Origin of the sequence: Wenzhouxiangella sp. AB-CW3, assembly GCF_014725735.1 — a bacterium.
In the GTDB taxonomy this organism is placed as follows: Bacteria; Pseudomonadota; Gammaproteobacteria; order Xanthomonadales; family Wenzhouxiangellaceae; genus Wenzhouxiangella.
On the sequence record NZ_CP061368.1, the window covers coordinates 186,599 to 210,703 of the forward strand.

The 24,105-nt window shown below is 60.5% G+C and carries 18 protein-coding genes and 1 pseudogene; 1 reads left to right on the top strand and 18 read right to left on the bottom strand.

The genetic code is table 11. The features are described from left to right. Positions 1–3 precede the first annotated feature (3 nt). The 16 genes and pseudogenes from IC757_RS00835 to IC757_RS00905 all read right to left on the bottom strand — a co-directional run bounded on the left by IC757_RS00835 (position 4) and on the right by IC757_RS00905 (position 21,101). Complete coding sequence (locus IC757_RS00835; RefSeq protein WP_190975526.1) at positions 4–501, bottom strand: exonuclease domain-containing protein; 498 nt, start codon at positions 499–501, stop codon at positions 4–6. A 192-nt stretch (positions 502–693) separates the two neighbouring features. Further along, positions 694–2,031 carry a type II toxin-antitoxin system HipA family toxin gene (locus IC757_RS00840; RefSeq protein ID WP_223846193.1) on the bottom strand — a complete coding sequence of 446 codons (1,338 nt, stop codon included), beginning with the start codon at positions 2,029–2,031 and terminating at the stop codon, positions 694–696. Beyond that, positions 2,018–2,350, bottom strand: a complete 333-nt coding sequence (locus tag IC757_RS00845) for a helix-turn-helix transcriptional regulator (RefSeq protein WP_190975527.1) — start codon at positions 2,348–2,350, stop codon at positions 2,018–2,020. The genes IC757_RS00840 and IC757_RS00845 overlap by 14 nt, the downstream gene beginning before the upstream one ends. Positions 2,351–2,568: 218 nt before the next feature. Then, on the bottom strand, positions 2,569–3,297 hold the full coding sequence (locus IC757_RS00850) for a M48 family metallopeptidase (RefSeq protein WP_190975528.1): 729 nt from the start codon (positions 3,295–3,297) through the stop codon (positions 2,569–2,571). After that, a complete protein-coding gene (locus IC757_RS00855) occupies positions 3,287–6,367 on the bottom strand; it encodes a type I restriction endonuclease subunit R (protein ID WP_190975529.1) in 3,081 nt (1,026 codons plus the stop codon). Before IC757_RS00855 ends, IC757_RS00850 begins: the two co-directional genes overlap by 11 nt. A 45-nt stretch (positions 6,368–6,412) precedes the next feature. After that, positions 6,413–7,075, bottom strand: coding sequence for a hypothetical protein (locus IC757_RS00860; RefSeq protein ID WP_190975530.1), 663 nt, complete (start codon positions 7,073–7,075; stop codon positions 6,413–6,415). A gap of 87 nt (positions 7,076–7,162) precedes the next feature. Next, on the bottom strand, positions 7,163–8,254 hold the full coding sequence (locus IC757_RS00865) for a macro domain-containing protein (protein WP_190975531.1): 1,092 nt from the start codon (positions 8,252–8,254) through the stop codon (positions 7,163–7,165). A 16-nt stretch (positions 8,255–8,270) separates the two neighbouring features. Beyond that, positions 8,271–8,792, bottom strand: a pseudogene (locus IC757_RS00870) (DUF4433 domain-containing protein); the annotation flags it as partial. A 276-nt stretch (positions 8,793–9,068) separates the two neighbouring features. Beyond that, positions 9,069–9,902: a DUF1524 domain-containing protein gene (locus IC757_RS16635; RefSeq protein ID WP_263405590.1), complete on the bottom strand. Its 834-nt coding sequence runs from the start codon at positions 9,900–9,902 to the stop codon at positions 9,069–9,071. Positions 9,903–10,030: 128 nt separating this feature from the next. Continuing rightward, a complete protein-coding gene (locus IC757_RS16640; RefSeq protein ID WP_223846194.1) occupies positions 10,031–11,170 on the bottom strand; it encodes a DUF262 domain-containing protein in 1,140 nt (379 codons plus the stop codon). Further along, entirely contained in the window at positions 11,167–12,543 is a 1,377-nt protein-coding gene (locus IC757_RS00880) for a restriction endonuclease subunit S (RefSeq protein ID WP_411913463.1), read from the bottom strand. The genes IC757_RS16640 and IC757_RS00880 overlap by 4 nt, the downstream gene beginning before the upstream one ends. Beyond that, positions 12,536–15,052: a class I SAM-dependent DNA methyltransferase gene (locus IC757_RS00885; protein ID WP_190975533.1), complete on the bottom strand. Its 2,517-nt coding sequence runs from the start codon at positions 15,050–15,052 to the stop codon at positions 12,536–12,538. The genes IC757_RS00880 and IC757_RS00885 overlap by 8 nt, the downstream gene beginning before the upstream one ends. 20 nt (positions 15,053–15,072) lie before the next feature. Continuing rightward, the gene (locus IC757_RS00890; RefSeq protein WP_190975534.1) at positions 15,073–15,990 is read right to left on the bottom strand and encodes an HNH endonuclease; all 918 of its coding nucleotides are present in this window, start codon (positions 15,988–15,990) and stop codon (positions 15,073–15,075) included. Between the two features lie 70 nt (positions 15,991–16,060). Next, on the bottom strand, positions 16,061–16,459 hold the full coding sequence (locus IC757_RS00895; protein WP_190975535.1) for a nucleotide pyrophosphohydrolase: 399 nt from the start codon (positions 16,457–16,459) through the stop codon (positions 16,061–16,063). 144 nt (positions 16,460–16,603) lie between these two features. Then, the gene (locus tag IC757_RS00900; protein WP_190975536.1) at positions 16,604–17,812 is read right to left on the bottom strand and encodes a Fic family protein; all 1,209 of its coding nucleotides are present in this window, start codon (positions 17,810–17,812) and stop codon (positions 16,604–16,606) included. A gap of 121 nt (positions 17,813–17,933) precedes the next feature. Next, entirely contained in the window at positions 17,934–21,101 is a 3,168-nt protein-coding gene (locus tag IC757_RS00905) for a DUF3427 domain-containing protein (protein WP_190975537.1), read from the bottom strand. A 171-nt stretch (positions 21,102–21,272) separates the two neighbouring features. Between IC757_RS00905 and IC757_RS00910 the strand changes: the two genes are divergently transcribed. Further along, positions 21,273–21,599: a hypothetical protein gene (locus IC757_RS00910; RefSeq protein ID WP_190975538.1), complete on the top strand. Its 327-nt coding sequence runs from the start codon at positions 21,273–21,275 to the stop codon at positions 21,597–21,599. 61 nt (positions 21,600–21,660) lie between these two features. Here IC757_RS00910 and IC757_RS00915 read toward each other — a convergent pair whose 3' ends face one another. Beyond that, positions 21,661–22,788, bottom strand: coding sequence for an alanine/ornithine racemase family PLP-dependent enzyme (locus IC757_RS00915; protein WP_190975539.1), 1,128 nt, complete (start codon positions 22,786–22,788; stop codon positions 21,661–21,663). Continuing rightward, a complete protein-coding gene (locus tag IC757_RS00920; RefSeq protein WP_223846195.1) occupies positions 22,785–23,897 on the bottom strand; it encodes a DUF1611 domain-containing protein in 1,113 nt (370 codons plus the stop codon). The genes IC757_RS00915 and IC757_RS00920 overlap by 4 nt, the downstream gene beginning before the upstream one ends. Positions 23,898–24,105 lie beyond the last annotated feature (208 nt).

The window sequence follows — 24,105 nt, forward strand, 5'->3', positions numbered from 1 at the left end:
GGGCTACGGATGCCAACCGGCTTCTTCGGCGGCCAGAACGATACGGGCGCACGCGTCGGCGTCGGATGCGGCGTCATGGTGGTTCAAGGGGATACCGAGACGGCGGCAGACATCGGGCAGCTTGGTGGGATAGATGCTCCACACCCGGCGTGCCAGCGCCACGGTGCACTCGAAGGGCACTTCCGGGATGCTCACACCATGGCTGTGGCAGCAGGCGTGCAGCACCCTCCGGTCGAAGGGGGCATTGTGCGCGGCCATGAAATCGACGTCCTCGAGCAGCGGACCGAGCCCCGACCAGACCTGGCCAAAATCAGCTGCATCGCACACATCGTCCCAATCAAGTCCATGGATATGGGTGAACAGGAACTCGCCGGGCGGCGGGCAGATGAGATGGGTCTCGCGGTGGACGATGCGGCCATCACCGGCAATCACGACGCCCATCGCGCAGGCACTGTCGGCGCCGCGGTTGGCAGTTTCGAAGTCGATGGCGGCAAAACGCATGGTCGGGAGTCTAACCTGCCTGATCGCACATTCGGGCTACTACGTCAATCTTGCTGGAGCGACGACCCGGATCCCGGCCTCCATTGACCATTACGTACAAACAGCCGGAGCGTCTTCGCAAACGCCGTGCCGCGCGGGACAACACCGGCGCCGGGCAAAAAGTCGATCGGCGTCGTGGGCTGCGCAACAGAATTATCCACCCTGTGCACTCAGATCGATAATGCGCGCTCTCGCGTCTTCGAATTGATCCGTGAGTGCTTGGTGCTGCCGGCCGAGGCCTTGTACGCAGTAAGGGTTCAGGAACTGTCGACCGGCAAGGAGTTTGGCATCGACAGGGCTCAGCGCCGCCTCATCGCACTTTGAAGCCCAGCTTTGCGCGATGGTTTCGATCTGACCTTCAATGAGCGCCGTGGCCTCGTCTTCGCTCAGGTGAAAATCGGCCGACGCCAACAGGCACGTGGCGAGCGTGCTCATGCGGTTCTCGCCCTTGATGAGCATCGCCTGCGTCGCCTCGTCGCCGGCGCGTCCCTGCGGACAGATATCGTAGGCGGGCGTCAGCGTCAGCATCTTGCCGTCCCAGAAGGCGGCATGGTTACGCGCGTGATCGTCCGTATTGCCGCACAGCACGTTGAAGCAAATCCGCCCGTAGAGCTCGCGGAGCGTTTCTTTCGGATCGGTGAAGGTGTGGCGGATCCGTTCGGCCAGGTCTTCATAGGACGCGTAGCGCGCTTCCATCTCACCGAGTTCGAGAATGGTCAGCCCCGAGAGCATGGCGCGACGCTGCCAGTTGCCGTCTGCCTTGATCCTGTCGAAGCGCTCGATGAGCAGAACGTCCTTGCCGGCCGTCTCGAAGATCGAGACAGGCGCAACGTCGAGCCCACACAGGTGCGCGAGCCGCATGGCCATGAACTCGGCCTTCACGACGCTATAGACGTCCTTGCTCGATGAAAACTTGGCGATCAGCTTGCGCTCGTCAGCATCGATCAGTGCCTTCGGTCGCGCCCCACCAATCGATGTGCCGTGATGGATCGCCCGGTCGAGCGGCGGTGTCAGAGGGAGACCTTTTTCGACACGGTCGGCTGCCTCAAGCAACTCCTCGTAGCTTGCCTGAACCGAGGTGCGTGGCACGTACTCGGTGGCCGAGTGCTGGAAATCCAGTGCGCCAATCCTGTCGGAGCCAGACTCGATCAAGTAGGTGAGTTCGTTCAACTGGTCCGCACCCCGATCGCCGGCCTGCGGCCCGACGAGCCGATTGATGATCACGCGGCGGCCCCAGGCATCCGGCGAGCCATCACGCAGGCAACTGGCCATCTCCAAGTTGGGAAGCGGATCGATCCGGCCGCGCCTGAGCGGCAACTCGGGTTCATAGATCGGGATGGCGTTGTTGCGCTCAAGATAGCTGGCGCCGTAATTGAAGATGTAGCGGCCGCCATCCATTGAGATGCGGCCGGCCACGACCGGCTGGGTCTCACCCGGCAGCCAGATCCACACAAAGACGCTGTCCGGCATCTTGCGATCAGAAGTCATCATCGACCTCGGTGCGGGATGCGCGTACGCTCTTCGGTAGCAGCATCAGTTTTTCATCGAGGCGTGCGTTCTCGACACGAAGCGCTGCCTCGTCGTCATCGAACAGGCGCACACCGGCCAGTGACGCGGCCTCGAACACGCTGCCGATCTCCGCTCCTGGTGCGCCCTTCTCGATGTTATGGAGCGTCGTGCGGCTGATCCCGGCACGGTCCGCCAGCTCCTGTGCCGTCATGCCGCGCTCCATGCGCCCGATCCGGATCAGCTTCCCCAGGATCGAGAGTGCCTGGCGCGTCTGGCGCGCGTAACTTCTCTTGCGCTTCATCGCGGATACGTGCCTTCTGTTCAGTTTGATTGACTTGACGTTATTTCAAGTTCAATATATTAAACATTATGGGCAGGAGGCAGATAAGAAGTCAAATCGGTGTACTTTATTCAGTAAACAGCGTTGCCAGGTTTGAATCTTTCGTGGAGGTCCAGTTTGAGCGAGGCCATGGCAATCGGTTGCACCCCCACATCATCCAGTCCAACGGATTCGCGCGGTCAGTACGTCCAGTTCTCGTGCGCCAGCGGCTGAGCATTCAACTGGTCACGTCGGGTACGCCAGTCCGGCATGAAGAGGTCCATCAGCTCTCGGAAGCGTTCGTTGTGGTGCCGCTCGAAGAAATGAATCATTTCATGGACGAGGATGTACTCGACACAGGATTCAGGCTTTTTCGCCAGCTCCAGGTTCAGCCAGATTCGCCCAGCTTGAGCATTGCAACTGCCCCATTTGGTTTTCATTTTCTTCACCCGACACTCGCTGACTTTTGCATTCACGATGGGTTCCCAACGCGCCAGCAACTCAGGGATTCGTGACTTGAGCGCCTGACGATACCAGCGCTCGAGAATATGGCGACGCTGTTTCTGATCGGTGCCAGGAGACACCTTCAACTCGAGCGTGTGGTTGCCTCTCAACCTGACCGCCGGCCGGCCCGCGTGCTCGATCACGTCGAGGCGATATCGCCGACCAGCAAAGTAATGGCTCTCGCCGGTCACCATGTCCCTGGGAGACTGACGCTCTTGCTCGACAAAGCTCTTCCGTTGGCGCCGGATCCAGCTCAAGCGTGACACGATCGCCAGCCGGACAGCTTCATCGTCCAGGTGCGCAGGCGCAGCCACCCGCACCTTGCCATCGGGCGGATAGACGCCCACATGCAGATTCTTGATCGCCTTGCGGCGAATCTCCACGTCGATGCCGCTGACCTCGATATGGCTGCGCTCAATAGTCATGCTGGTTCTTCACCAGTTCAAAAACCGCATCCTGGTCGGGAATCTCGCTTTCCCGGGCCTGGGTTTCGAGGACGTAGGCGATGGCGTTCCGCACTTCGCGCTCCTTGAATCTGTTCCCCCGCCAGTCTGCTTTTTTCACCGACCGGATCTTCTCGTCAAGACTCAGGGCGAGCGCGCTGTCCTGACCCAGGTTGTCATACAGCGCCTGTTGTGCCGGTGTATCAATGCCAGTGGGATAGCGACTTTCACTTTCCCGCCGCGCCGCTTTCCGCGTCAGTTCCACGATACGGCGCAGATATTCCTTGTACTCAAGGGCTTCCTTGCGCCGTTGCTCGATCAGGGCATCCAGCAGCTCGGACATCTTCTCGTAGTACTTCGGGTTGACGGCCATTTCGTCGATGATCAGCCGGCGCACGTTGTTCTCGATGGTCTCTGCCATGGCCTCGCGATCACCCGAGATGGATGCCGGCAGGCTGTCCACTGCTTCTTCTCCGCGTTCGACCACCAGTTCCACCAACGTCATATCGTCAAAGGCCGAGAGCTTCTCGCTCTCATCCGCGCGGATGTAAGTGTCCAGCAGATGCCGCATGGCCGGCTCGTACATCTTCATATCGATGTAATCGCCGCTGGCCAGCTTGACCTCTTCCCTAACCTTTTCGTAGTGCTCGACTTCCGCCTTGATCGTGGCGGCCTCGGCCTCGCTGTAGCCGGCCTGCTGCATTTCGTTGGCCAGGTCGGCATAGGCGCGCAGGAAAGCGCCAACGTGTTTGTACAGGGCCAGACGCCTGGGCTCGTTCTCCTTCTGCACCTCGGGCGCATCGCTGGGGCCGATGAAATAGCGCCGGTAGGCGGGACTGTCCCTGGGCGGGTCCACGGCCTCGCATAGCGCCTTGACCGCTTCGCGGGTCTCTTCCAGGCGTTCCCGTGCCTTTTCCAGCCGATCCTCCAGCAGCCCTTCCACGTCGTCCGCATCGAAGGCATCAAACGCGCCCCCGGTGTAGTCCTGGATGGATTGCTCCAGGGACTTGAACAGGTCCTTGTAGTCGACGATGTAGCCGACCTCCTTGTCCTCGGTGTGCAGGCGATTGACCCGGCAGATGGCCTGGAACAGGCCGTGGTCGCGCATCTGCTTGTCGATGTAGAGGTAGGTGGCCGGTGGGGCGTCGAAGCCGGTGAGCAGCTTGTCGACCACAATCAGCAGCTTCATCTGGCCGGGCTCATCAATGAAGCGCTTCTTTACCTCCTGCTCGAAGGTATCCACCTTGTTGACGGCCGAGTCTTCCGGCTCGTTGAAGTGCTCGGCCAGCATGCGCCGGTAGATCGCATACTGGTGCAGCTTCTCGGTCTCGCCCTCGCCGGTGGCCTCGCCCTTGATATCGGCGGTGGAGGGTGCATAGGAAGTGACAATGGCGCACTTGCCCTTCAGCTCGGTCTTCTCGAACATCTCGTACAATCGGCAGGCCGCATAGATGCTGCCGGCCACCAGCATGGCGTTGCCGTGGCCACTCATCAGCCGGTCGCGGGTGGCCATGTCCCAGAGAATGTCGGAGACGATCTTCTCCAGCCGGTCTCGTGAACTGAGCACCTTCTGCAGTGTGCCCCAGCGCTTCTTGAGCTGGGCGCGGGCGTAGTCGTTCAGGCCCTGGGTCTTGAGCTCGAACCACTGGTCGATCTTGTCCTGTGAGGTGACATGCTGGTCGATATCCCGCGCTTCATAGCGCAGGTCCAGCACGACGCCGTCACGCACCGCCTCGTCGAACTTGTAGCTGTGGATGTAGGGGCCGAAGACTTCGATGCTCTTGCGCTTGTCCTTCTTCAGTAGTGGCGTACCGGTGAAACCAATCAGCATGGCCTCGGGCAGCAGGGCCTTCATCGCCTCATGCAGCTTGCCGGACTGGGTGCGGTGGCACTCGTCGACGAACACGAACAGACTACCCTTGGCCCGAAAGCCTTTCGGCAGGTGGCTGCGCATATCCTGGATAAAGGCGTCGACATCGCCTTCCTCCGAGGCGCCGAACTTGTGGATCAGGGAAGCGATCAGCCACTCGTCGCTGCGATTGAGCACATCGATCAGGTCCGCGCCGCTCCGGGTGCGGTGGATATCCTCGTCCACGCCCTTGAAGACCTTTTCGATCTGCTCGTCAAGCTCGGTGCGGTCGGTGATCACCAGCACCCTGGCGTCCTGCACGTTTTCGCGAATCCATTTCGCCAGCCACACCATGGTCAGCGACTTGCCGCTGCCCTGGGTGTGCCAGATGATGCCGCCCTGGCGACGCTGCACATGATCCTGCGCAGCACGTACGCCGAAGAACTGGTTGTGGCGGCAGGTCTTCTTGATGCCGGCGTCGAAGACCATGAAGTCGTGCACGATCTCCAGCAGCCGCTCCTGGCGGCAGAGCTGGTGCAGCCCGCGCGCCAAGGGGTCGTCGATCTCGGACGGCTCCTTCCATTCCATCCAGAACTTCTCGGGCGTCTCGATCACCCCGTAACGCAGGCCCTCGGTGGGGTTACCGGCCATCACCAGCTGCGCCGTGGCGAAAAAGGATTGGATAAACTCGGGTTTCTGGTTGTCCAGGCTCTGGCGGATGCCCTCGGCCACCGCCACGGTGGAGCGCTTCAGTTCCAGCACGCCCAGAGCGATGCCGTTGACGTAAAGCACTACATCCGGGCGCTTGGTATTGGCCCCGGCCACCGTGACCTCCTCGGCCACGGCGAAATCGTTGTTTTCTGGATTCTCCCAGTCGATCAGCCAGATCGTGACCGTCTGCTCCTGCACCGACGGCTTGACGTGCACCCCGTAGCGCAGCTTCTCGTACACAGCACGGTTCGCGTCATAGAGGGTCTTGCTGCCGGCGATCGCCGCCGCCTGGTCCAGCTCGCGGAGCACACGGCTGATCACGCGCTCATCATGGCCCTGCCGCGCCAGCCAGTCGCGCAGCAGGTCTTCCTCGATATTGCAGTTGCCGGCGCGGTCCTTCCAGTCGCCCAGGTAGCGATAATCCAGCTCGTCCTGGAAGAAGCGCAGCACCTGTTGCTGTGTGTGGCGTTCTCGTTGGCCGACGGTGCTCATACGGATCTCACGCTCCAGACGGATCGGCCTTCATGATTTCCGATATCATTCAACGGAATAACCTCGCTCCACATAGAACGCCTGCAAATCCTTCAGGTACTCTTCTTCAGAGCCAAAAGAGTCTTGCAAATTGGTAAAGCGCAGCAAAACCCAGCGCGGTGGAAAGTCGGGGCTTGGCAGCGGTGGCAGATCCGCGAATCGCAACCATGTCTCGATTTTCTCCCTGGACAAGCCATTCCGGTTGCCATGCCAATCGAACAAATCATGATCCTCGGGCTCGAGCAGCCCTTCAATATCCCAGAGTACGTGACCGACATCGTCCATAAACGTCGTCCCGATTTTGGCGCGGAAATCCTTCCCGAGCATGTCCTGAATATGTCTCCCGAGTAGCGGGACATAGATATTCAACAAATGCCCGATGATCGTTTCGTCCTTGCAGAGGTAGCAGAGTGAATAGACCGCCCACTCATGATCAGCGGAATCAAACCCCAGCGTCTCGCCCCAAAAACGCTGGTCAAAATCCCAAAGCGTACGCAGCGCCTTCTGAATTTCATTGGCCGCCGGTTGATGGCGTAGCCGCTGTAGTTGCTTCCTAACGGCTTCATAGCGCTGATCCGGCGGAGGCATGCGTTGACCATACAGTGCCTCCATGGCATCCAGGCAGGCAGGCCATTGATTGCGGAACTCCTGCGCCTGCTTAGTTTGCATGGGCCTACGCCTCCTGATCCGCGCCTCCTGTGCGCCTGCCACAAGAGTGACCGACAGCATCATGCGGCTTTCCGTTGACTATTTCGTTTACCTCGGCCTTCCAGCGTTCCCTGAACCCGGCCCGCGCGAGGCAGCCTGATCGAGACCCAGCCAACCGTGATCCTCCAAATGCCGCCATGCGACCCTGATGTGCTTCGGCTGGAACATGCTCCGCTTTCGGTCATTCCAGGCATGAACCGCTTCCACGGCCTCATCCGCATTACTGACCAGCCGCTCATCATGCGCTGCAACCCAATGCACGCTGGACAGCAGCTCCATTCCGTATGGCGTTTCGAAGCCTGCGATGAGTTCTGTGACCTGGTCCAGGCGCTCCCGGGACTCCTGGTATTCAGCCAGAAACCGTTCAGCCTCGTCGACCGCGCCGTCCATCAATTCAATTTCAGTATCGGGCTTCTGACTGTCACCAAATCCGCGCGTGTAATGCCCTTCCAGGGTCTCCAGCACTTTGTTCAGGTTGTGCGCGTAAGGGCCATAAAGCCCTTTTTCGTAACGTAGCCTTAGTCCTTCCCCGGCCTCCTGCAGGAAGTAGGCAAGCTTCTGTATCTCCAGTAGCGTCCGGCGGTAATCCAGCTCCCCATAGCGATCCATCAGGCTGATGAAAAGGGCACGCGCCACCGTCCAATGCGGGCGCTTGGTCCTGACCAGCATGCGGGCTGCTTCGGGCGCACCCTTGGGTTCATAGAGCAATACATGAACGTCCGCAAGATCGGCAAACGCCGCCTCGATTCGCGGCTTTACTTCCAGCCAATTCAATCCCCCCAGTCCGCTGCCAAGCGGCGGGATCGCAACCGAGCGAATGTTTAGCCTCCGGATAACAGCGATGAGGTCCTGCAAGCCTTGCTCGATATCCTGCATGCGGGACTTGCCCCGCCAGTGATTCTTGGTCGGAAAGTTGATGATATAGCGGGGATTGACCAGGTTCCCGGTCTCGAATACGAACATCCTTCCGGGCCGCACCTCTTCCGCCTTGCACGCCCGCTGATACGCCTTGAAATTCTCCGGAAACGCCTGCTTGAACTGCAGGGCAATTCCTTTGCCCATGTAGCCAACGCAATTCACCGTGTTGACCAGCGCTTCCGCGTCAGCGCTGAGCAGGTTGCCTTGTGTATGCTCAATCATTGTATTCTCCCACTATCTAATGATAGTACCAGTCCGGGCGCTCGGAAACAGCCACGCCCGAAGCCGCCGGGTATCCAGCCAATACCGCCTCGACGCGCTCTTTCATGCGTTGGTTCAGGACCACAATTTCCCCAATAAGCGCCCAGGGGCAGAAGCGATGCACCAGGAACTCCGCCTGCTTTTTGCGCTGTCGATCCATATCATTTGCGGTATCCGCCCAATAGCGTGCCTTCACGACCTGCCAATCAATTTGTTCCAGGAAATCAAGATCATCAAACCACTCGGTGAATGCCGCCAGCCCGTGGCCATCGGAGAAGACGAATTCGGCGCCGGTTTCCTGAACCTTCTGAGCGGTCGACACCAGATAGATCAGCGGCTCCTGACCTTCCTGGTAACCGGCAACCCGGCCGGTCTTGAGGTTCAGCATCATCGGTGACAAGGGGCCAAAGTAGAACGGCACATAATCGTGCATCGACCCGCCCGGCCCACAGGGAATCGCCCGGTCGTGCCTGGATGCCTGGATGCCTGGACGGCCAGGCTGTGAATAGCGCGATACTCCAGACCGTCACCGGGCTGATGGTTCGGCGCATGCAGCCCTCCTCGCGCCAGGCAGAGGCCGAGGTTGTCAATGTGGATCAACCTCAGTATTGGTGTTGGATAGGGAACAGTCATTGCTGAGTCCCGCCCTCCTTGCTGAAGTCGCAACCATTGCCGTCGCTGGCTTTGCAACCACCTCGATAGTGGTAGACCAGCGTCTCCTGAAAGAAGCTCCCTAGCTGCTGCTGGGTGAGGCGTTCGCGTGCACCCACCTGACTCATCCCGCCACCTCCAGATCGCCCATCTGCTTCTCGAAGGCCTGGCGTACCAGTCCCATAACGTAAGGCAGATCATCCGATGAACTCAGCCCGATCTCCACGTCTCCGTTCCCCCAGCGGCCGAGATTCGTCACGTCCTTGGCTAACTGTTTCGGGTCGTGCAGCTCATAAAATGCCATGTTGAGCGAAAGGCGCAGCCGGCTCTTCTGCGGGACCACATCCACGAAATTCGTCTCGGCCTTGAAGGCGATATAGAGCTTGAGGATCTCCTCGGTCACACCCGGGTCCAGTGCCAACACTTCCTTGCGCAAGGCCTCGAATAGCTCCCGCATGGGTGCGCCTTCTTCGAGTTGCGGGTGATCGTCCAGACTGTAGCTCGTCTGAGGCTCTTTCTCGGACCGGTAGGCTGAGAGCACATCCTCGCTCACACTGGGTGCCTGCCAGACCGTGACGGCGACATTCGCCAATCGCTCAGCACGCTTTTGTATCGTGGTCTCGTCCCAGCTCTCCAGTGCACCCAGACCTTCATTGACACGCAACGGGCTCTCCTTGAAGCCGCCCTTCATATCCCGCTTTTTGGCAAAGGGCCGATCACTGTACTCGGCGTTGTAGCCAGTCAAGGTCAGGTTCCCAAGGGTATGCAACCAGGTCTCCTGGATACGTTTCCAGTCTTCGCCCAAGGCGTGCTGCCATTCTCGAGAAAGGTTCTCGTTCTGCGGCAGGATATGCTCGATCGTGTATTCATCCACCGGCACCCGTTCCTTTCTGTCGTGATTTTCCAACCGACGCAACCAGTAGCTGCGGCTGCGGAAGTTGTACAGATCCCGAGTCATCAACTCGCGACGGAACTCCTCATCCCGAGGAAAACGGCGATACGACGGAAGATTCAACAAGTGGGCCTGGATGCTCTCCAGATAGCGGTCCTTCTTGAGCGCCCGACCAAAGGTGGCAAAGGTCTTATTCAGGGAGTTGGTCGGAATCGCGCAAACCGCGCGTCGGAATACATACGCCTCCACCAGACGAACGGCATCGACGAAGTCTTCCCGCTGCAGCAGCCCAGCCTGATAATCCTCGTATAGCTCCAGCAAAAAAGGTAGGCCACATCCACTTTCAGTTCTCGCAGGTCACGAAAAGCCTCCGCCAACAGCTTGTCGCTCTCCTTGCCAAGCGCCATGGCACAGTAATATCCCGAAAAGGCATGGATATCGGCTACCAACGCGTCGACACCCTGTCCGGCCTGTTTCGGCGCGCGAGCAAACGCCTTGAAAGCTTCATACACATCGCCAATCTTGGGAATATCGCCTGTTCGCACCGTCAGGTAGTGACGCATGAACCAATCGAAATGGGAACCATACCCCTCCTGCCCAAAGTCCAGCTCCATCGGGCGCCAGTGGTCTTGGTAAAGCCGTTTTTGATGCTCCGGCTCAAGCCCCATCAGCACAAAGTTCCGGATCAGGTCCGCCTGACTCAGCTCCCGGCCAGTGGAGTTCATGCTTTCAAAGATGAGCTGGGGGTTGTCCTGATCGCGGCTCAGGGCTATATCAACGATCACGAGCTTGGCCAGCCCACGACACAGCGGACCCAAATCATCAAGGCGCTTCACCTGCTGCTCGAACCATTCAAAGTTCTCCTCGATGCGCAGCGACCCCTCTGGTGGCAGGGGTTTCTGCCGAAAAAGCGCCAGCAGGCTATCCTTGTCCGTCTCGGTCAGCAGCAGTTTGAACCCGCGCTCTCCCTCCTCAAGCGGATTCAGCAGGTAGTAGTTGCGCAGCTTCTTCGCCGAAAAACCTTCAATTGGCTCATCGTCTCCAAGATGGCGGCATAGCGCCTCAATCATCAACATGGCCGTCGTCAGCCTTTGCTGGCCGTCGATTACCAACAGCGGCGACTGGCTGGACACTTGATACAAGCCCTGCTCGATGTAGACAATGGAACCGATGAAGTGAGCACTGATGGCATCGTTCGAACCGGCACGGAGCACATCATCCCAGAGTTGCCGGCACTGAGGCTCCGTCCAGGAATAGGTACGCTGGTAAATCGGTATGATGAACTGCGGCGATTTCTTAAGGAAATCTAGCAGCTTAGCTTCCGTCGCCTTCATGCAGTTGCCTCCTTTGATAACTCTGGCTCCACCAGTCGCACCCGCCCGGTGAGGAGCTGCTGCATCATGCCCTGCTTGATCTGGCGGGCCTTGTCGCGGCGGTGTTCCAGGGCCTCGATTTCGGTGTCGATATCGGAGAGGACGGTGGCGATAGCGGTTTGTTCTTCCTGTCGTGGCATCTGCACTTCAATCTGAGCGAGGTTCCTTGCGCTGATGTGAACAACGGCGTCCCCTTGGCCTAGACGGGCTTTCTCTTGGGCAATCGTTGGATGGTTGAGCAAACGCCCCAGATAGGCAGAGACGCCTTCGTTTGGCCGCAACACCACGATATCCCCGCCTGCGAAGGCTGGTTGTTCGCCCAGGTACGCGACACACATACCAATCTCTTCCGCTGTTTCTCCCGATCCCGCGAACAGAATATCTCCGGTTCGCAATGGGAATGCGGCTTCAGCGACGGTTTTGGGAATGCGGGATTCCGGCGTCAGGACGCAATCACCATACCGCGTGTAAATCTCGCCGTATCGAATGCACGGAACACCTTCATTGCTGACATCATCCCGCCGAATGCCTTGTCCTTTGTAGAAGGTGCCAACATCCCCCAACCGCTTCGTCTCCCACCCACCGGTGAAGCCGGGCAGGCGGGTCTGGCCGGTGAGGAGTTGTTGCATGGCGGCCTGTTTAATGGCGCGCTTTTTGGCGATCAGGCGGTCGAGGGATTCGATCAGCGCGTCCGCATCCGAGAGGGCGGTGGCGATGGCGCGTTGTTCGAACAACATAGGGATTGGCAAACGCAAGTCTCTGAGTATTCTTGCGTTAAGCACATCCATCGTCCCGCCTTGGGCGTGCCCAATCAATGCACCCTGAACTTGGCTGCTTTCGAACAGATGCTTAAAAAACGGCGGGTCAACCTGTTCTTGATTGAGTCGCACTCTGACCAAACGAGGATTAATAATACCTGGCGGTGCATCATCAGGGATTAGCAGGGCCTTACCCGCAGTTCCTACCAAGCTAATAAGAACATCCCTTGGCCTAACAGAGCAGCTTCGAAGTTGACGGTATTTTTCTTCACCGATGAAATAATCACCAAAATGATGGTCACCGCGGATCACCTGTTCCTGGCCATACACTTTGTATCCTGATTGACTGTACGACGCCTTAGTAAGCGACGACCCGAATGGTCCAGCTTTTACTGCGGGATCAATCCCGACCGACTGAAGCGACCTTGAATGCCAATCCCTTGGAATCACCCCCACCTCAGTCCGCTTATACCCAGGCGGCACGTCCTCCCTAGTCGCGACATCAGCCGCCGCCTTGTAGCCGGCAGGCGCATCCCGCACGGCCTGCTCTTCCACTGCCTCGCTCCGCTCAGCCATCGACGCGCACCCCCATCTTTTCCAGGTGGCCGGTGACTTTGGCGGCCAGTGCTTCCACCTCGCGCTCGATGTCCGGCAGGGGTTCTGCGTAGCGTTCTTCCAGCTCGCGCACGCGGCCGGCGAGCTGGTTGGTGATGCGCTCGACTTCCGATTCAATGGCGGCGCGGATGTCGGCCAGCCATTTGTCGTCCACGGCGAGCTGTTTGATCTCGTCCTCGGTGAATTCGGCGTAGCGGGCCAGTACGGCCTGGTCGAGTTCGGTCTGGGCGTCCTTGACGGCCTTTTTGGCGCTAGCCTCGTTGTCCATGAGTTTCTTGCATTGCTTGAGGGCGGCGATTTCGTCGTCGGCCTCCGGCTCGCCCTTGAGGGCCTTGAGGCGTTTGGGGATCTCGGTCTTGGTGACCTTGCCCTTGTCGTTTTTGACCTCGCTCAAGAGGTCTTCCTCGCCGTCCTGCTCCTCGATGAATTCCTCCAGCTCGCGGGTCGCGGTCTCGGCTTCGGCCTGGAGGGTGTCGAGCCGGGCCTGTTCGTCGGCGAAGTAGCGGGCAATGACCAAGGCGGGCGGGATCAGGTCGAGCTTGTATTTCTGCGCCTTCTTGCCGCTGCCGACGGTCAGGTCGGGCTCTTCCTTGATCTTGCGCTCCTTGTTCTCGATCACACCCCGGGGCCGGGCCGCCTCACTCCAGCCCTCGGCGGCGATGAGGTAGACATCGTCCTGCATGACATCCGCCCAGTAGTCCATCAGGCGCTGGTAGACGGCGTAGCGATCCAGCAGGGGCACATCGGTGAAGCGTTGCAGCAGGTCCTCGGACAGGCCGTGGATCACGTCGCGCGGCTTGTCGCCCGCTTGCAGGGCGTAAAGGTCCGGGCGATGGGCCGCCTGCCAGTCGTCGGTGACGCCGGACACGCGCTCGGCGAAGGCCGTGAAGGCGGCATGGCCCAGCACCGTGGCCTTGACTTCGCGGGCGTCGACCCGGGGTTCGAGGTAGCCGGGCCGGCCGTTGTCGCGGAACAGCGCCTGGCGCAGGCCGGGCAGCACGGACCAGTAGGGCTCGAGCGCGTCCACGTCGCGCTTAGGCGTGCCGCCGTTCAGGTGGGCGTAGAGGTCGTGCCGGTCCTCCGCCTCACCGGCGTCGATGTAGCGGGGGATGTTGAGGTTGAAGTCGTTGGCATCATTGGCGATCTCGGCCAGGGGCACGCGGCGGGCATAGCCGGGTAGCTCGCGCTGGTGGTTGAACACGTCCACGATCTTGTGGATGTCGCGCGAGCGCAGGCGGTTCTTGTTGCCGTCCTTCATGAATTCGCGGCTGGCGTCGATCATGAAGATGTGCTCGCGACTGGCGGCGTGTTCCTTGTCGATGACCAGGATGCAGGCGGGGATGCCGGTGCCGTAGAACAGGTTGGCCGGCAGGCCGATGATGCCCTTGATCAGCCCGCGCCGGATCAGGTTGCGGCGGATGTCGGCTTCCTTGTGGCCGCGGAAAAGCACGCCGTGGGGCAGGATGATGGCGCCCTTGCCGGTGGACTTGAGCGACTTGATCAGATGCAGCAGAAAGGCGTAGTCGCCGTTTTTGGCCGGCGGGATGCCGTACTCGAAGCGGCCGAACTCGTCGTTGGCCGGGTCCAGGCCGTTGGTCCAGGACTTGGCGGAGAACGGCGGGTTGGCGACGGCGTAGTCGAAGGCCTTGAGGCCTCCATAGTAATCAGGGCCCTTGCCGACTGGGTTTGCATGGTGGTCACGAAAAAAGGAGCCGGGCCTGGGGCCTGAGTTGTTGCGGAAATGGGGCGACGACAGCGTGTTTCCCCGCCAGATTTCCGCTGTTGGGTAGTCGTGCAGGATCATGTTCATCTTCGCCAGCGCCCAGGTGGCGTTGTCGTTTTCCTGGCCGTAGATACTCACGCCCTGCGGCGCCTCGTAGGCGGCGCGCAGCAGCAGCGAGCCCGAGCCACAGGTCGGGTCATACAGGGTCTCGTCCTGGCGCGTATCCGGGCCGATGCCCACCACCTTCGCGATTACCCGCGAGACCTCGCCCGGGGTATAGAACTGGCCCTTGCTCTTGCCGGATTCGGTGGCGAAGTGGCGCATCAGGTATTCGTAGGCGTCACCCAGCAGGTCGTCGCCATCGGCACGGTTGGCGCCCAGATCAAGCTGGTCAAAGATGGCCACCAGCTTGGACAACCGGTCCTGCATGTCCTTGCCGGAGCCGAGTTTGGTCTCGTCGTTGAAGTCCGCCTGGTCGATGACGCCCTTGAGGTCGTTGGCCTCGGCCAGCCGGCCGATGATCTTGTTGATCTTGTCGCCGTTGTCCTTGTCCTGCTTGACGGCCACCATGTCTTCGAAGCTGCCGCCATCGGGCACCTCGATCAGCGAGTCCTTCTTGTCGCTGACGTACTTCATGAACAGCAGCGTCAGCACATAGTCCTTGTACTGCGAGGCGTCCATGCCGCCGCGCAGCTCGTCGCAGGACTGCCAGAGAGAGGAGTAGAGTTGGGATTTCTTGAGTGCCATGGTGGTTTTGTTACCGGAATTCAGGGACGAAACACCTGTTCATTGTGCCAGCCCAGGTAGCCGGCATCGGGCTTCTCCGCCGGGTCGCCCGGCTCCACGACCAACTTCTCGCCGTGGAACCGGTAGTAGTCACGACCGTTCTCGAATTCTTCCCTTATTCTCGGGCTGACTTCGATTCGATGCTCGGGGGTGACAGTCACGTAGCCGGCGTCAAACAGCTTGTGGATATCCGAGCGTAGTAGCAGGCCGTTTTCGATGCGGTTGGGGCCGGATTTTGCGTAATCCTTGATATGGGCGGCTTCCAGCACCGGTAGCGTTCGCTCGCCGGAAACGGCGCAGCGGCGCTCGTAGGCATCCGTGACCAGGGCCCGGAACCCGCCTTGACCCACTCGGCCCCGTATCAGCCTCAGCGGCCGCTCCGGGTCGGCGTCTTCTTCGAGCAGATCGTCGGTTTCTCCTAGATACGCCTGGCGCTCGCGCACCGCATCCAACAGCTTCTGGGCTGTGGCGGCGTTCCCGTCGTAAGTCTTGCCCGTCATGATATTGGGCGAAAAATCCTCCGGGGTGGGAATCCAGTGCTCTGGCGGGAAGAAAAATGGGGCGGCCAGTATGCAGCATCCGATTTGATCAGACGGGTGGAGATTCGGACGGCTACTCTGAAGCGTCTTGATGAAATCCGGCAGTGTGGCGGCCCCGTTCTTGTCGCCAAAAGCGTTCCAGGCCAGGGTTACGGGCAGGCGGGTGAAGCGCAGGAAGAATCCGCCTCCGGCAATGGCATTGTGCGGCTTCTTGAGTTTGAACAGAAACAGACCGGCCTCGGGCAGCGCACGAAAGGCGCCACCGCCAGGCTTCCAGAAATTGACTTCATCGGGCTGCCGGGCGGCCAGGTAGTGGAACCACTGCGAGTCGGTGACACCGATATACAGCTTTTGCACCATGGTGACCGGCTCCCCTCATGACCAGCCCTGATTATGGACGAGGGCCCGGGATTAACGCAAAAGGCTGCCCTCAGTCCTCGTTTCTTCGGTATGCGGTGTACTTTCGGGCACTGCCACGGACCTGATCTGCCGGGTACTTCTCGGCATTGCGATGCATCTTGTCGGCCACCGCCGGGCCGATGTTGATGCCGAGGCGGTCGGACAGGGTGGCCAGGTAGATCTGGATGTCGGCGATTTCGTGGGCGACTTGTTCGAGCACTTCAGGCGGCAGCTCCTGGCTTTGCTCAGGCGTGAGCCATTGGAAGTGCTCCAGCAGCTCACCCACCTCTCCGGCCAGTGCCATGGCCAGGTTCTTCGGGGTGTGAAACTGCTCCCAGTCGCGCTCGGCGACGAAGCGGCGGAATTCGGCCTTGAAGCGGGCCAAGTCGGGCCATTCGTCGGGTTCGGGTTTCGGGTCATCGGACTTCATGAGGACAGTATCCAGATGATGGCGGGTCCGGGCAAATGACTCTTGTGCCTGTGTTCTGGAATCGGTCTGCAACGTTGCCCGAGCAGTGCGGCTGTCACCGTTAATTTACTGGGCAATTTGAGGTTCAACACCGACTGGCGGTAGCTATTTTTTGGTCTCACTTGCATCGATATTGATGTGGCCCGGCCAGAGCTGGTTGTTATTATCCAGCTGGATCAGACCATGCTTGCGCAAACGCTCGAGATCGCGGCGGCGGGTCTTGTCGGTCAGCTTCTCGTAGAGTGCCTGGTACCAGGTTTCCTTGCGCAGTTTTCCGGGGTCAACGGGGCGGCCCGCCTTCATGATGAAATCAACAATGGCGTACTGGCGCTGGTTGATGTGCTTATCGTCCAGGGCCTGGCGAACCTGATGGAGGAAGAGCAGGTGCGCCACCATCTCATTGACGCGGTCATGCAGCTTGTTGATAACCTCGAGCAATCCGTCCAGGTGGAATGTCACAAAGTCCTGGTTGGGCCAGGCGCGCTTTTTCTCTGCCTGTTTGCGGCAGTGATTGAATAGTGCAAAGTAGCGGTGGATGTGTTGCAGGTAGAAGCGCGCCATAGCGAATGGCGCATAGCGAAATCCGGAATTCAGCAGTATGGAGGCTTCGAGTACACGACCGACGCGACCGTTACCGTCCCAGAAGGGGTGAATGAGTTCGAAGTAGAGATGAATCAGTGGTGCTCGGACGGGGGCCGGGCATCCGGCCTGGTCGAGCTGTCGGTGCCACTGGCATAGCGCATCGAGCAGCATTGAAACATCGCGCCCGTACTGCGGCGGTTTGTAAACGCCGCCATGGTCGGCATCGCCCACCCGGGTGACCTGGTCTTTCGGGTTGTCTCGAAGCTGACCAGGGCGGTTCTGCTCATGGGGCAGTTCATGACAGACCAGCCGGTGGATTTCACGGATATAGTCGGGCGACAGCTCCCATGCCTCGTCCTGACTCTGTTCAAGCGCAAAATCGTAGGCTGAGCGCATGTTGCGCGCGCGCTGCTGCTCGATGTTCTCGATTTCGTCCGGCGATAGCTCCATCGCTGCAGCCGTTTCCTCCTCGGACAGTTCACCGCCCTCGATCGTGTTGGTGCCGAAGATGGAACTGGCCAGTACCTCGCGCTCCAGGTCGACAGCAACCTGGGCAAGCCCGCTACGCCAGAATCGTTCCTGAGCGTCCTGGATACGCTGCAGGGGCATTGCCAGCGTTGCCGGGTCCACGCCGGCCTGAAATCGGAACGGGCCGGCCCGCCGGGTTTCCAGGCGCAACTCGATCTCGCTCCAGGTCGAGTCTTCCCTGGAACTGTCCGTTGCTTCGTCCATAAAAATGTCCAGGAACGTTAGTTTATAAATATCTTTCTATCAGCAGTTTAGCAAATTTCATTGTGTTATATGTCCGAAAAAATGTCCAAGGTTTCTGCCTGGGCGGAACACGCAGCGGCGCTCACACCGCCTCGTGCCTGCACTGCCGGTAGATCCGGGCTGGCAGGGGGTGTTGCATGCGCCAGACGATGCTCATGGGTTTGCTGCCCTCGTGGCGGACGTAATTCACGGGACCGACAAACTGGAAGGGCTCGGTCAGGCCATTGGGCAATCGCTTTCCTTGCCGCACGAACAACAGCGGCTGGTAGCCACGTTCGCGGTGGTTGATGTAGCGCGCGCCGGTGGGAGATTCCGGGGTGGTCGTGGATTGGCTCTGCCAGTGGAACAGCTCCGGGCTGAGGGCATAGTCTTCGTAGAGGGTGGTCGGCGCGAAGTCCTTTTCTGATTTCTCGATTGTGACGAAGAAGGCATCTACCTTGCGTTCGGGCAGGTGCAGCACGCCTTCGCGGTGACTGGCTGGTTGCGCGAAAGTACCTTTCCCCAGTGCAAGCAGGATCTGCTCTCGGGTATAGCTGGCGTGCAATTCGAGCACGCCGGATCGCTCAGGAAAATAGCGGTTGGAGGCCGGAAGCAGGCGTTGGAGGCGGTATTCGATCAAATCGATCAGATCGCCGCGGAGGCCGGGCTGTTCATGCATGAACTCGGTGACAGCCTGTTCGGTTCCGTCTCCCGGTCGCTTCTGGCCCCAGATCAGGCTGAGGCCCAGGCTGGCGCGCATCCGCCATTCGGTCTCCTCGCGCGGCTGCTCTTTCAATAACTCGGCCAGCGCCCGGAGCATGTTTCGATCCGTGGCGATGGCCAGATGTCTCAGACCAGTGGTCAGGCTTGATTCGTACGGTTTCAGTTTTGGGTGTGCATCGCCACCAGCGGCCTCCATGAGGCGGCAGGGTAGGCCCCGCTTGATCAGTGGATCCGGCTCGTCGAAGTGCAGCCAGTCGAGCATGCGCTCAAGCCCCGGGCGGTCGCCGTGTTCCAGGCGCAGGGCCTGCAACTGACGAACGATCTCGGGCCGGCGCTGGTCCAGCGTGTCACGGATGTTTTTCAGGATGATGTCGGTGGATTGCCGATCGAGCCTGATCAGGCAGCCGGCCGGCAGCCAGGGAAAGCCGGATTCGACCTGATGGTCGATACGTTCGTGGGTTCGGCTGCTCAGGGCCCGGAATCGGTCCGCGAACCTGAACTGGCGGTGTTGTGGCGCGATGAAGTCCAGAACGGTCAGGTGTGGCTTGTCCTCGTGGAGTCTCAGGCCACGTCCCAGCTGCTGCAGGTAGACCGTCAGGCTCTCGGTGGGCCGCAAGAACAGCACGGTGTCGACTTCCGGGATATCCACGCCTTCGTTGTAAAGGTCGACGGTAAAGATGACGCGGATCTTGTGGTCAACCAGGTCGCGCTGCACGCGAAGCCGCTCCTGTCGTGGCGAATCGGCAGTCAGGGATGCAGCGGGGATACCGCAGGTTTCGAAATACCGGGCCATGAACCGGGCGTGAGACTGGCTCACGCAAAAGCCCAGGGCGCGAAATCGTTCGGGGTCGGCCACGTGATCGAGCAGGTTGGTCAGCACCCAGCGTGCACGGCGTTCGTTGACACCGATGACCCGGTCCAGGTCCTCGGTTCGGTACCCCCCTCGCTGCCAGGCAAGACCGCTGAGATCCACGCCTTCGGCGTCATGGATTCCGAAGTAGTGAAAAGGCGCCAGACGGCGTGCCTCGATGGCATCGGGCAGTCTGAGTTCGTGGGTGAATCGGCCTCCGAAGTCATCGCGAATATCGCGGCCATCGGCGCGCTCCGGGGTCGCGGTCAGGCCGAGCAGCACCTGTGGCTGGATGTGGTCGATGATGGCCTGGTAACTTTTGGCCGCGGCGTGATGGGCTTCGTCGAGGACGACATAGTCGAAATGGTCGCGGGCCAGCTGGCCGAGATCTCTGGAGTGCCAGCTTTGTACCGAACAGAACAGGTGTCGGGATTGATCGGGGCGCTGGCCGCCCACGAGCAGGTCGCCGAATTCTGAGTCTTTCAGCACGTGGCGAAAGGTTTCCAATGCCTGGTTCAGGATCTCCTCCCGATGAGCGATGAACAATAGGCTTGGACGGTTGGTGGATTGGGCTTCGCTGGCATGGCGGCGGTAGTCAAAGGCCGCGATCATGGTCTTGCCGGTACCGGTGGCGGCGATGACAAGGTGCCTGTCGATACCACCCTGGCGTTCGGCCGTGATGGTGTCCAGAATTTCCTGCTGGAAGCCGTAGGGTTGCAGATCGAAGAAGCGGTAGGTCTGGCGGTCGGCCTTGACCGGCCCCTGGCGTTCGTTGGCAAGCGACGCTTCGAGCCGATCCAGGTCGTCGTGGGTCAGTGGCTCGAATTCGGCCGGGTCGGACCAGTGCATCTCGAAACCGGCCTTGATCTGGCGCCACAGATAAGGCAGCTCGTTCTGGCTGATCCGGGCGGTCCACTCCAACCCTTCGTCCAGGGCCACCCGGGAGACGTTGGCCGATCCCACGTAGGCGGTGCCAAAGCCGGTATTGCGGTGGAACAGGTAGGCCTTGGCGTGCAGGCGGGTCCGGTGGGTGTCATAGGACACCCGCACTTCGGTATTCGGAAGATCCAGAAGAACTTCGATGGCCTTGAGATCCGTGGCGCCCAGGTAGGAAGTCGTGGCGACTCTGAGTCGCGGCTGGCCGTCGGAACGCGGGGTCTCGGTGAAGCGCTGCAGGGCGCTCTTGAGGGCACGCACGCCGCTGAACTTGATGAAGGCAACCAGCCACTCGGTCTGGTCGGCACTGGCCAGTTCCTTCTCGATCTGGGTAATCAGGCTGGGAGAGTGACGGGATCCGGTCAGCAATGCCGAAACCGCCAGCGGGATGTCGGGTCGCGGCGTGCTGGATGCACGCACCTGGGCCTGGTCCGGCCGCCTGATCTCCTGCAATTGCCGGAATGGCAGTTCAGGAATCTGCGAGATCGTCTCTGAGAGGGGTGACCCTGAATCCTGCAATGCCTCGGAGAATGTTCGCAGACAAACCTCCCATGCAGAGTAATCCTTTTCTCGAAGGTCAAGCAGGGCTGTCGACATGACGCGGGCCAGGTGGGTGCCAACCGACGTAGGCAGGGTCTCTTTATCCGGGCTGGCATCCCACTCCGCCAGGTCCTCCAGGCCCAAGTCGGTCAGCCGTTCGCGCAACTCGGGCGTCAGCAGGCTTTCATGCAGCCCGAATAACTTGTCACGCTCGTCGCCCATTGAGGGATTATGCCAGGCCAGGCGAAACAAGCACCTCGATTTCGAGATTCCTTTTTGCAGGTGGGTTCCAATTGCCACTCAACGACATCTTGAGTTCTGTCCTCCGGATGTTGCAAAAGCTTTGATCGAGGCGCACGCAGCTTCTCGCTGTACTTGGGGAAGTAGCGACTGGTGAAGTCGACAGTCTTGATGGGTCTGGCCGGCGGCTTGGCCGTTGTTGATGTCGATTTTGTAGCCGTCGGACTTGTGGTGTTTTTCGATGGCTTCGCTGGCCATCGGCAGGGCGACGATCAGAGCCAGCTGCGATGCGGGGGCGGCACGAGTATCCAGTATCGCTCAGGCCATCACGGAGCCCCCTCCTGTGTGGTCGTCGATCACCCAGGGAAGGCGTCGGGTAAGCCGGCATCGAAGCCGAAAGAGTCGATCTCTGGAAACGGGGTGTCAGAAAAATACCGAACGCTGGTCATTGCATTCCGTTTGAGGGACTGTGCCATTTGAAAATCTCCAGAAGGCTTCCTCATTCGGCCCTCAAGCCAGGCGTCACGGGGCTTGCGTCTTTCTACACCATCGGTGCAGCAGCGGGTTCGCCGGGGAAGAACCGGGAGCTGGCGGTGTTCTGGTTCATGGCCTTGGCCACGAACGGCGAGGTCATGGCGCGCACCAGTGCGCTGTAGTTCAAGCCGAAGCGGATTTCGTCGCCGATGGCCGGATTGTGATTTTTCGAGTGCACGACGAGATGGTCGCCGCTGGCACCCAGAATGTGGATTCCTGGCGGTGGCTGCAGGCCTGCCGGGTCGACGTCCTGGTGGCCTATGGCCAGAATGGAACGTGACGGGTTGCCCGAGCCGGGCACTACGGATGCTTGCCCTGGTACTGGCGCGAAGGCGGTCTGGGCGATGGATCCCCATGGCTGTGCCGGTTTGGTTTTCGACTCGATTACCTCGGCGACCAACGTGATGGCATCGGTGTACAGGCCGGTGATCGGCTGGCGGGCCAACGGCTCGCAGCCGAGCAGGATGGCCTCGCCGAGGCGCAGGTGGTTGACCCGGCCAGTATCGGTGTTGCTTAAGACCCAATCCAGGTTGGCGGAGTTGCCGCCGGAGATCAACCTCAGGTGGATTCGGAAGGTCCGTTCGATCGATTCGGCCAGCGCCGACAGTTCAGCCATGTTGCGTGCATCGGGTGCTACCCCGCCCTGGCAGGCCAGGTTGGTGCCGATGCCCAGCAGGATGATGTTCGGAAGGCACAGCACGGCGCGCACCATGTCTTCCAGGTCGGCCGGCATGATGCCTTCGCGCAGGTCACCGAGCTCGACCATGAGCACGACTTCGTGGGTGAGCTCGGCCTGGCAGGCCGCACCGGAAAGCCGGGTGAGGACCGACAGCTCGGTGTTGAAGCTGGTCTCGGCCGATCGCACGACCCGCTCGGCCTGGCTGAGCATCGGCGAGCGGATCAATGCCGTGCGCGCGTTGACCTGCTCGCATCGCAGGGCCTCGATATTCTCGATGCGCGAATCGCCCAACGCACTGACACCGCCGCGCAGCATCGCGCTGGCTATTGCGGCAGACCCCAGTCCTGCCTTGGTCACGCCCGTGACCGAGATGCCGCGCTCGGCCAGCCGATCGACCAGGCTGCGTGCGTTGTGCTCGATCCGGTCGAGATCGACATCGAGCCGGGGCGCGGTCATACCGCTTCAACAAGCGGCGCCTTTTCAAGCTCCGGGAACGCGGCAAAGACCATGTCGAGCAGGCGCTTCGGCGAGCGGGTCAGGACATCGGTGGCGGGGATGGCGAGTTCGGCTTCGTAGTGCCCGATGGCTGTCTCCACCTCGGCCTCGGTCATGTGTTCATGGTTGATGGTCAGCCCGATGACGCGGGTGTCGGAAAAGGTCTGGATCAGGTTGATCTCGACAGCCGGCGACGGCATGGGCATGTGCTCGAAATCGCAGCGTGCGGGCCGTCCGGGGGCGTGTTGCAACACGACCGCGTCCGGGCAACTGCCGCGCAGTATGAACGAGGTGGTCGAAAAGGCCGGATGGCTCAGCGCGCCCTGCCCCTCGATGATGATCACGTCGGGCCGTTCGGCCTCGAAGGCCTCGACGATGATCGCTTCGAGCTCGCCGGCGCAGAACTGCGACGGCACGGCGTCCATGGCCACGCCGTAGCGCGCCCCCTGGATCAGGCCGGTCTGCCCGGTGCCGATCATCACCGCTTTCAGGCCGGCCTCGTTGAGTGCGCCGGCCAGCACCGTGGCGGTGGTGCGCTTGCCGATCGCGCAGTCGGTACCCAACACCGCGATGCGCGGACAGCTCACCTCGTGGATGCGTCCGCTGAACAGGCGCAGCTCGTTTTTCTCCCGCGGCTTGCGGATATCGATGATGCGCACGTTGCCGGCGATGCTGGCCGCCTTGAATTCCGGGTCGTCGTTGAGGAACTCGTGCAGGCCGTTGACGATGTTCATTCCCAGGCCGATGGCACTCAGTACGAGATCACGTTCATGGTCCGACAGCATCCCGCTGGCCGGCGCCATGCCGTAGATGAAGTAGTCGGGCATCTTGTCGGCAAGCGCGAGCGCCTCGGCCAGATCGCGACACACGGGGATGCCGTTGGCCCGCTTGTCGAGCAGCTCGCCGGCATCACTTCCGGCCCTCTCGCTGTCGATCACTGCAAGGATCCGGTACTTTTCCGAATGACGAACCAGGCCGTTGGCGGTTTTGCCGTCGACCTCGCCGAAGTTGCCCTCGCAATAGACGATGGCGGTCGCCGTTCGTTCGGGTAGTGCAACGAGGGCGCCCACGGTGACCGGCTTCAAGTCGGAGGGATATGGGGCTTGTTGACCAGGCTGGGCCCAGGTTGAACAGGGGGCTGATCGAATCGGGCCCGAGATGATGGGAAACATGATGACTCCTTGAGCGAAACAGGGGCTCAGAGGGAGCGATATCGTGAACTCGGGCGAGAAGTACCGATTGCCAGGACAGTCCCCACCAAGCAGCGGGGTCGAACAA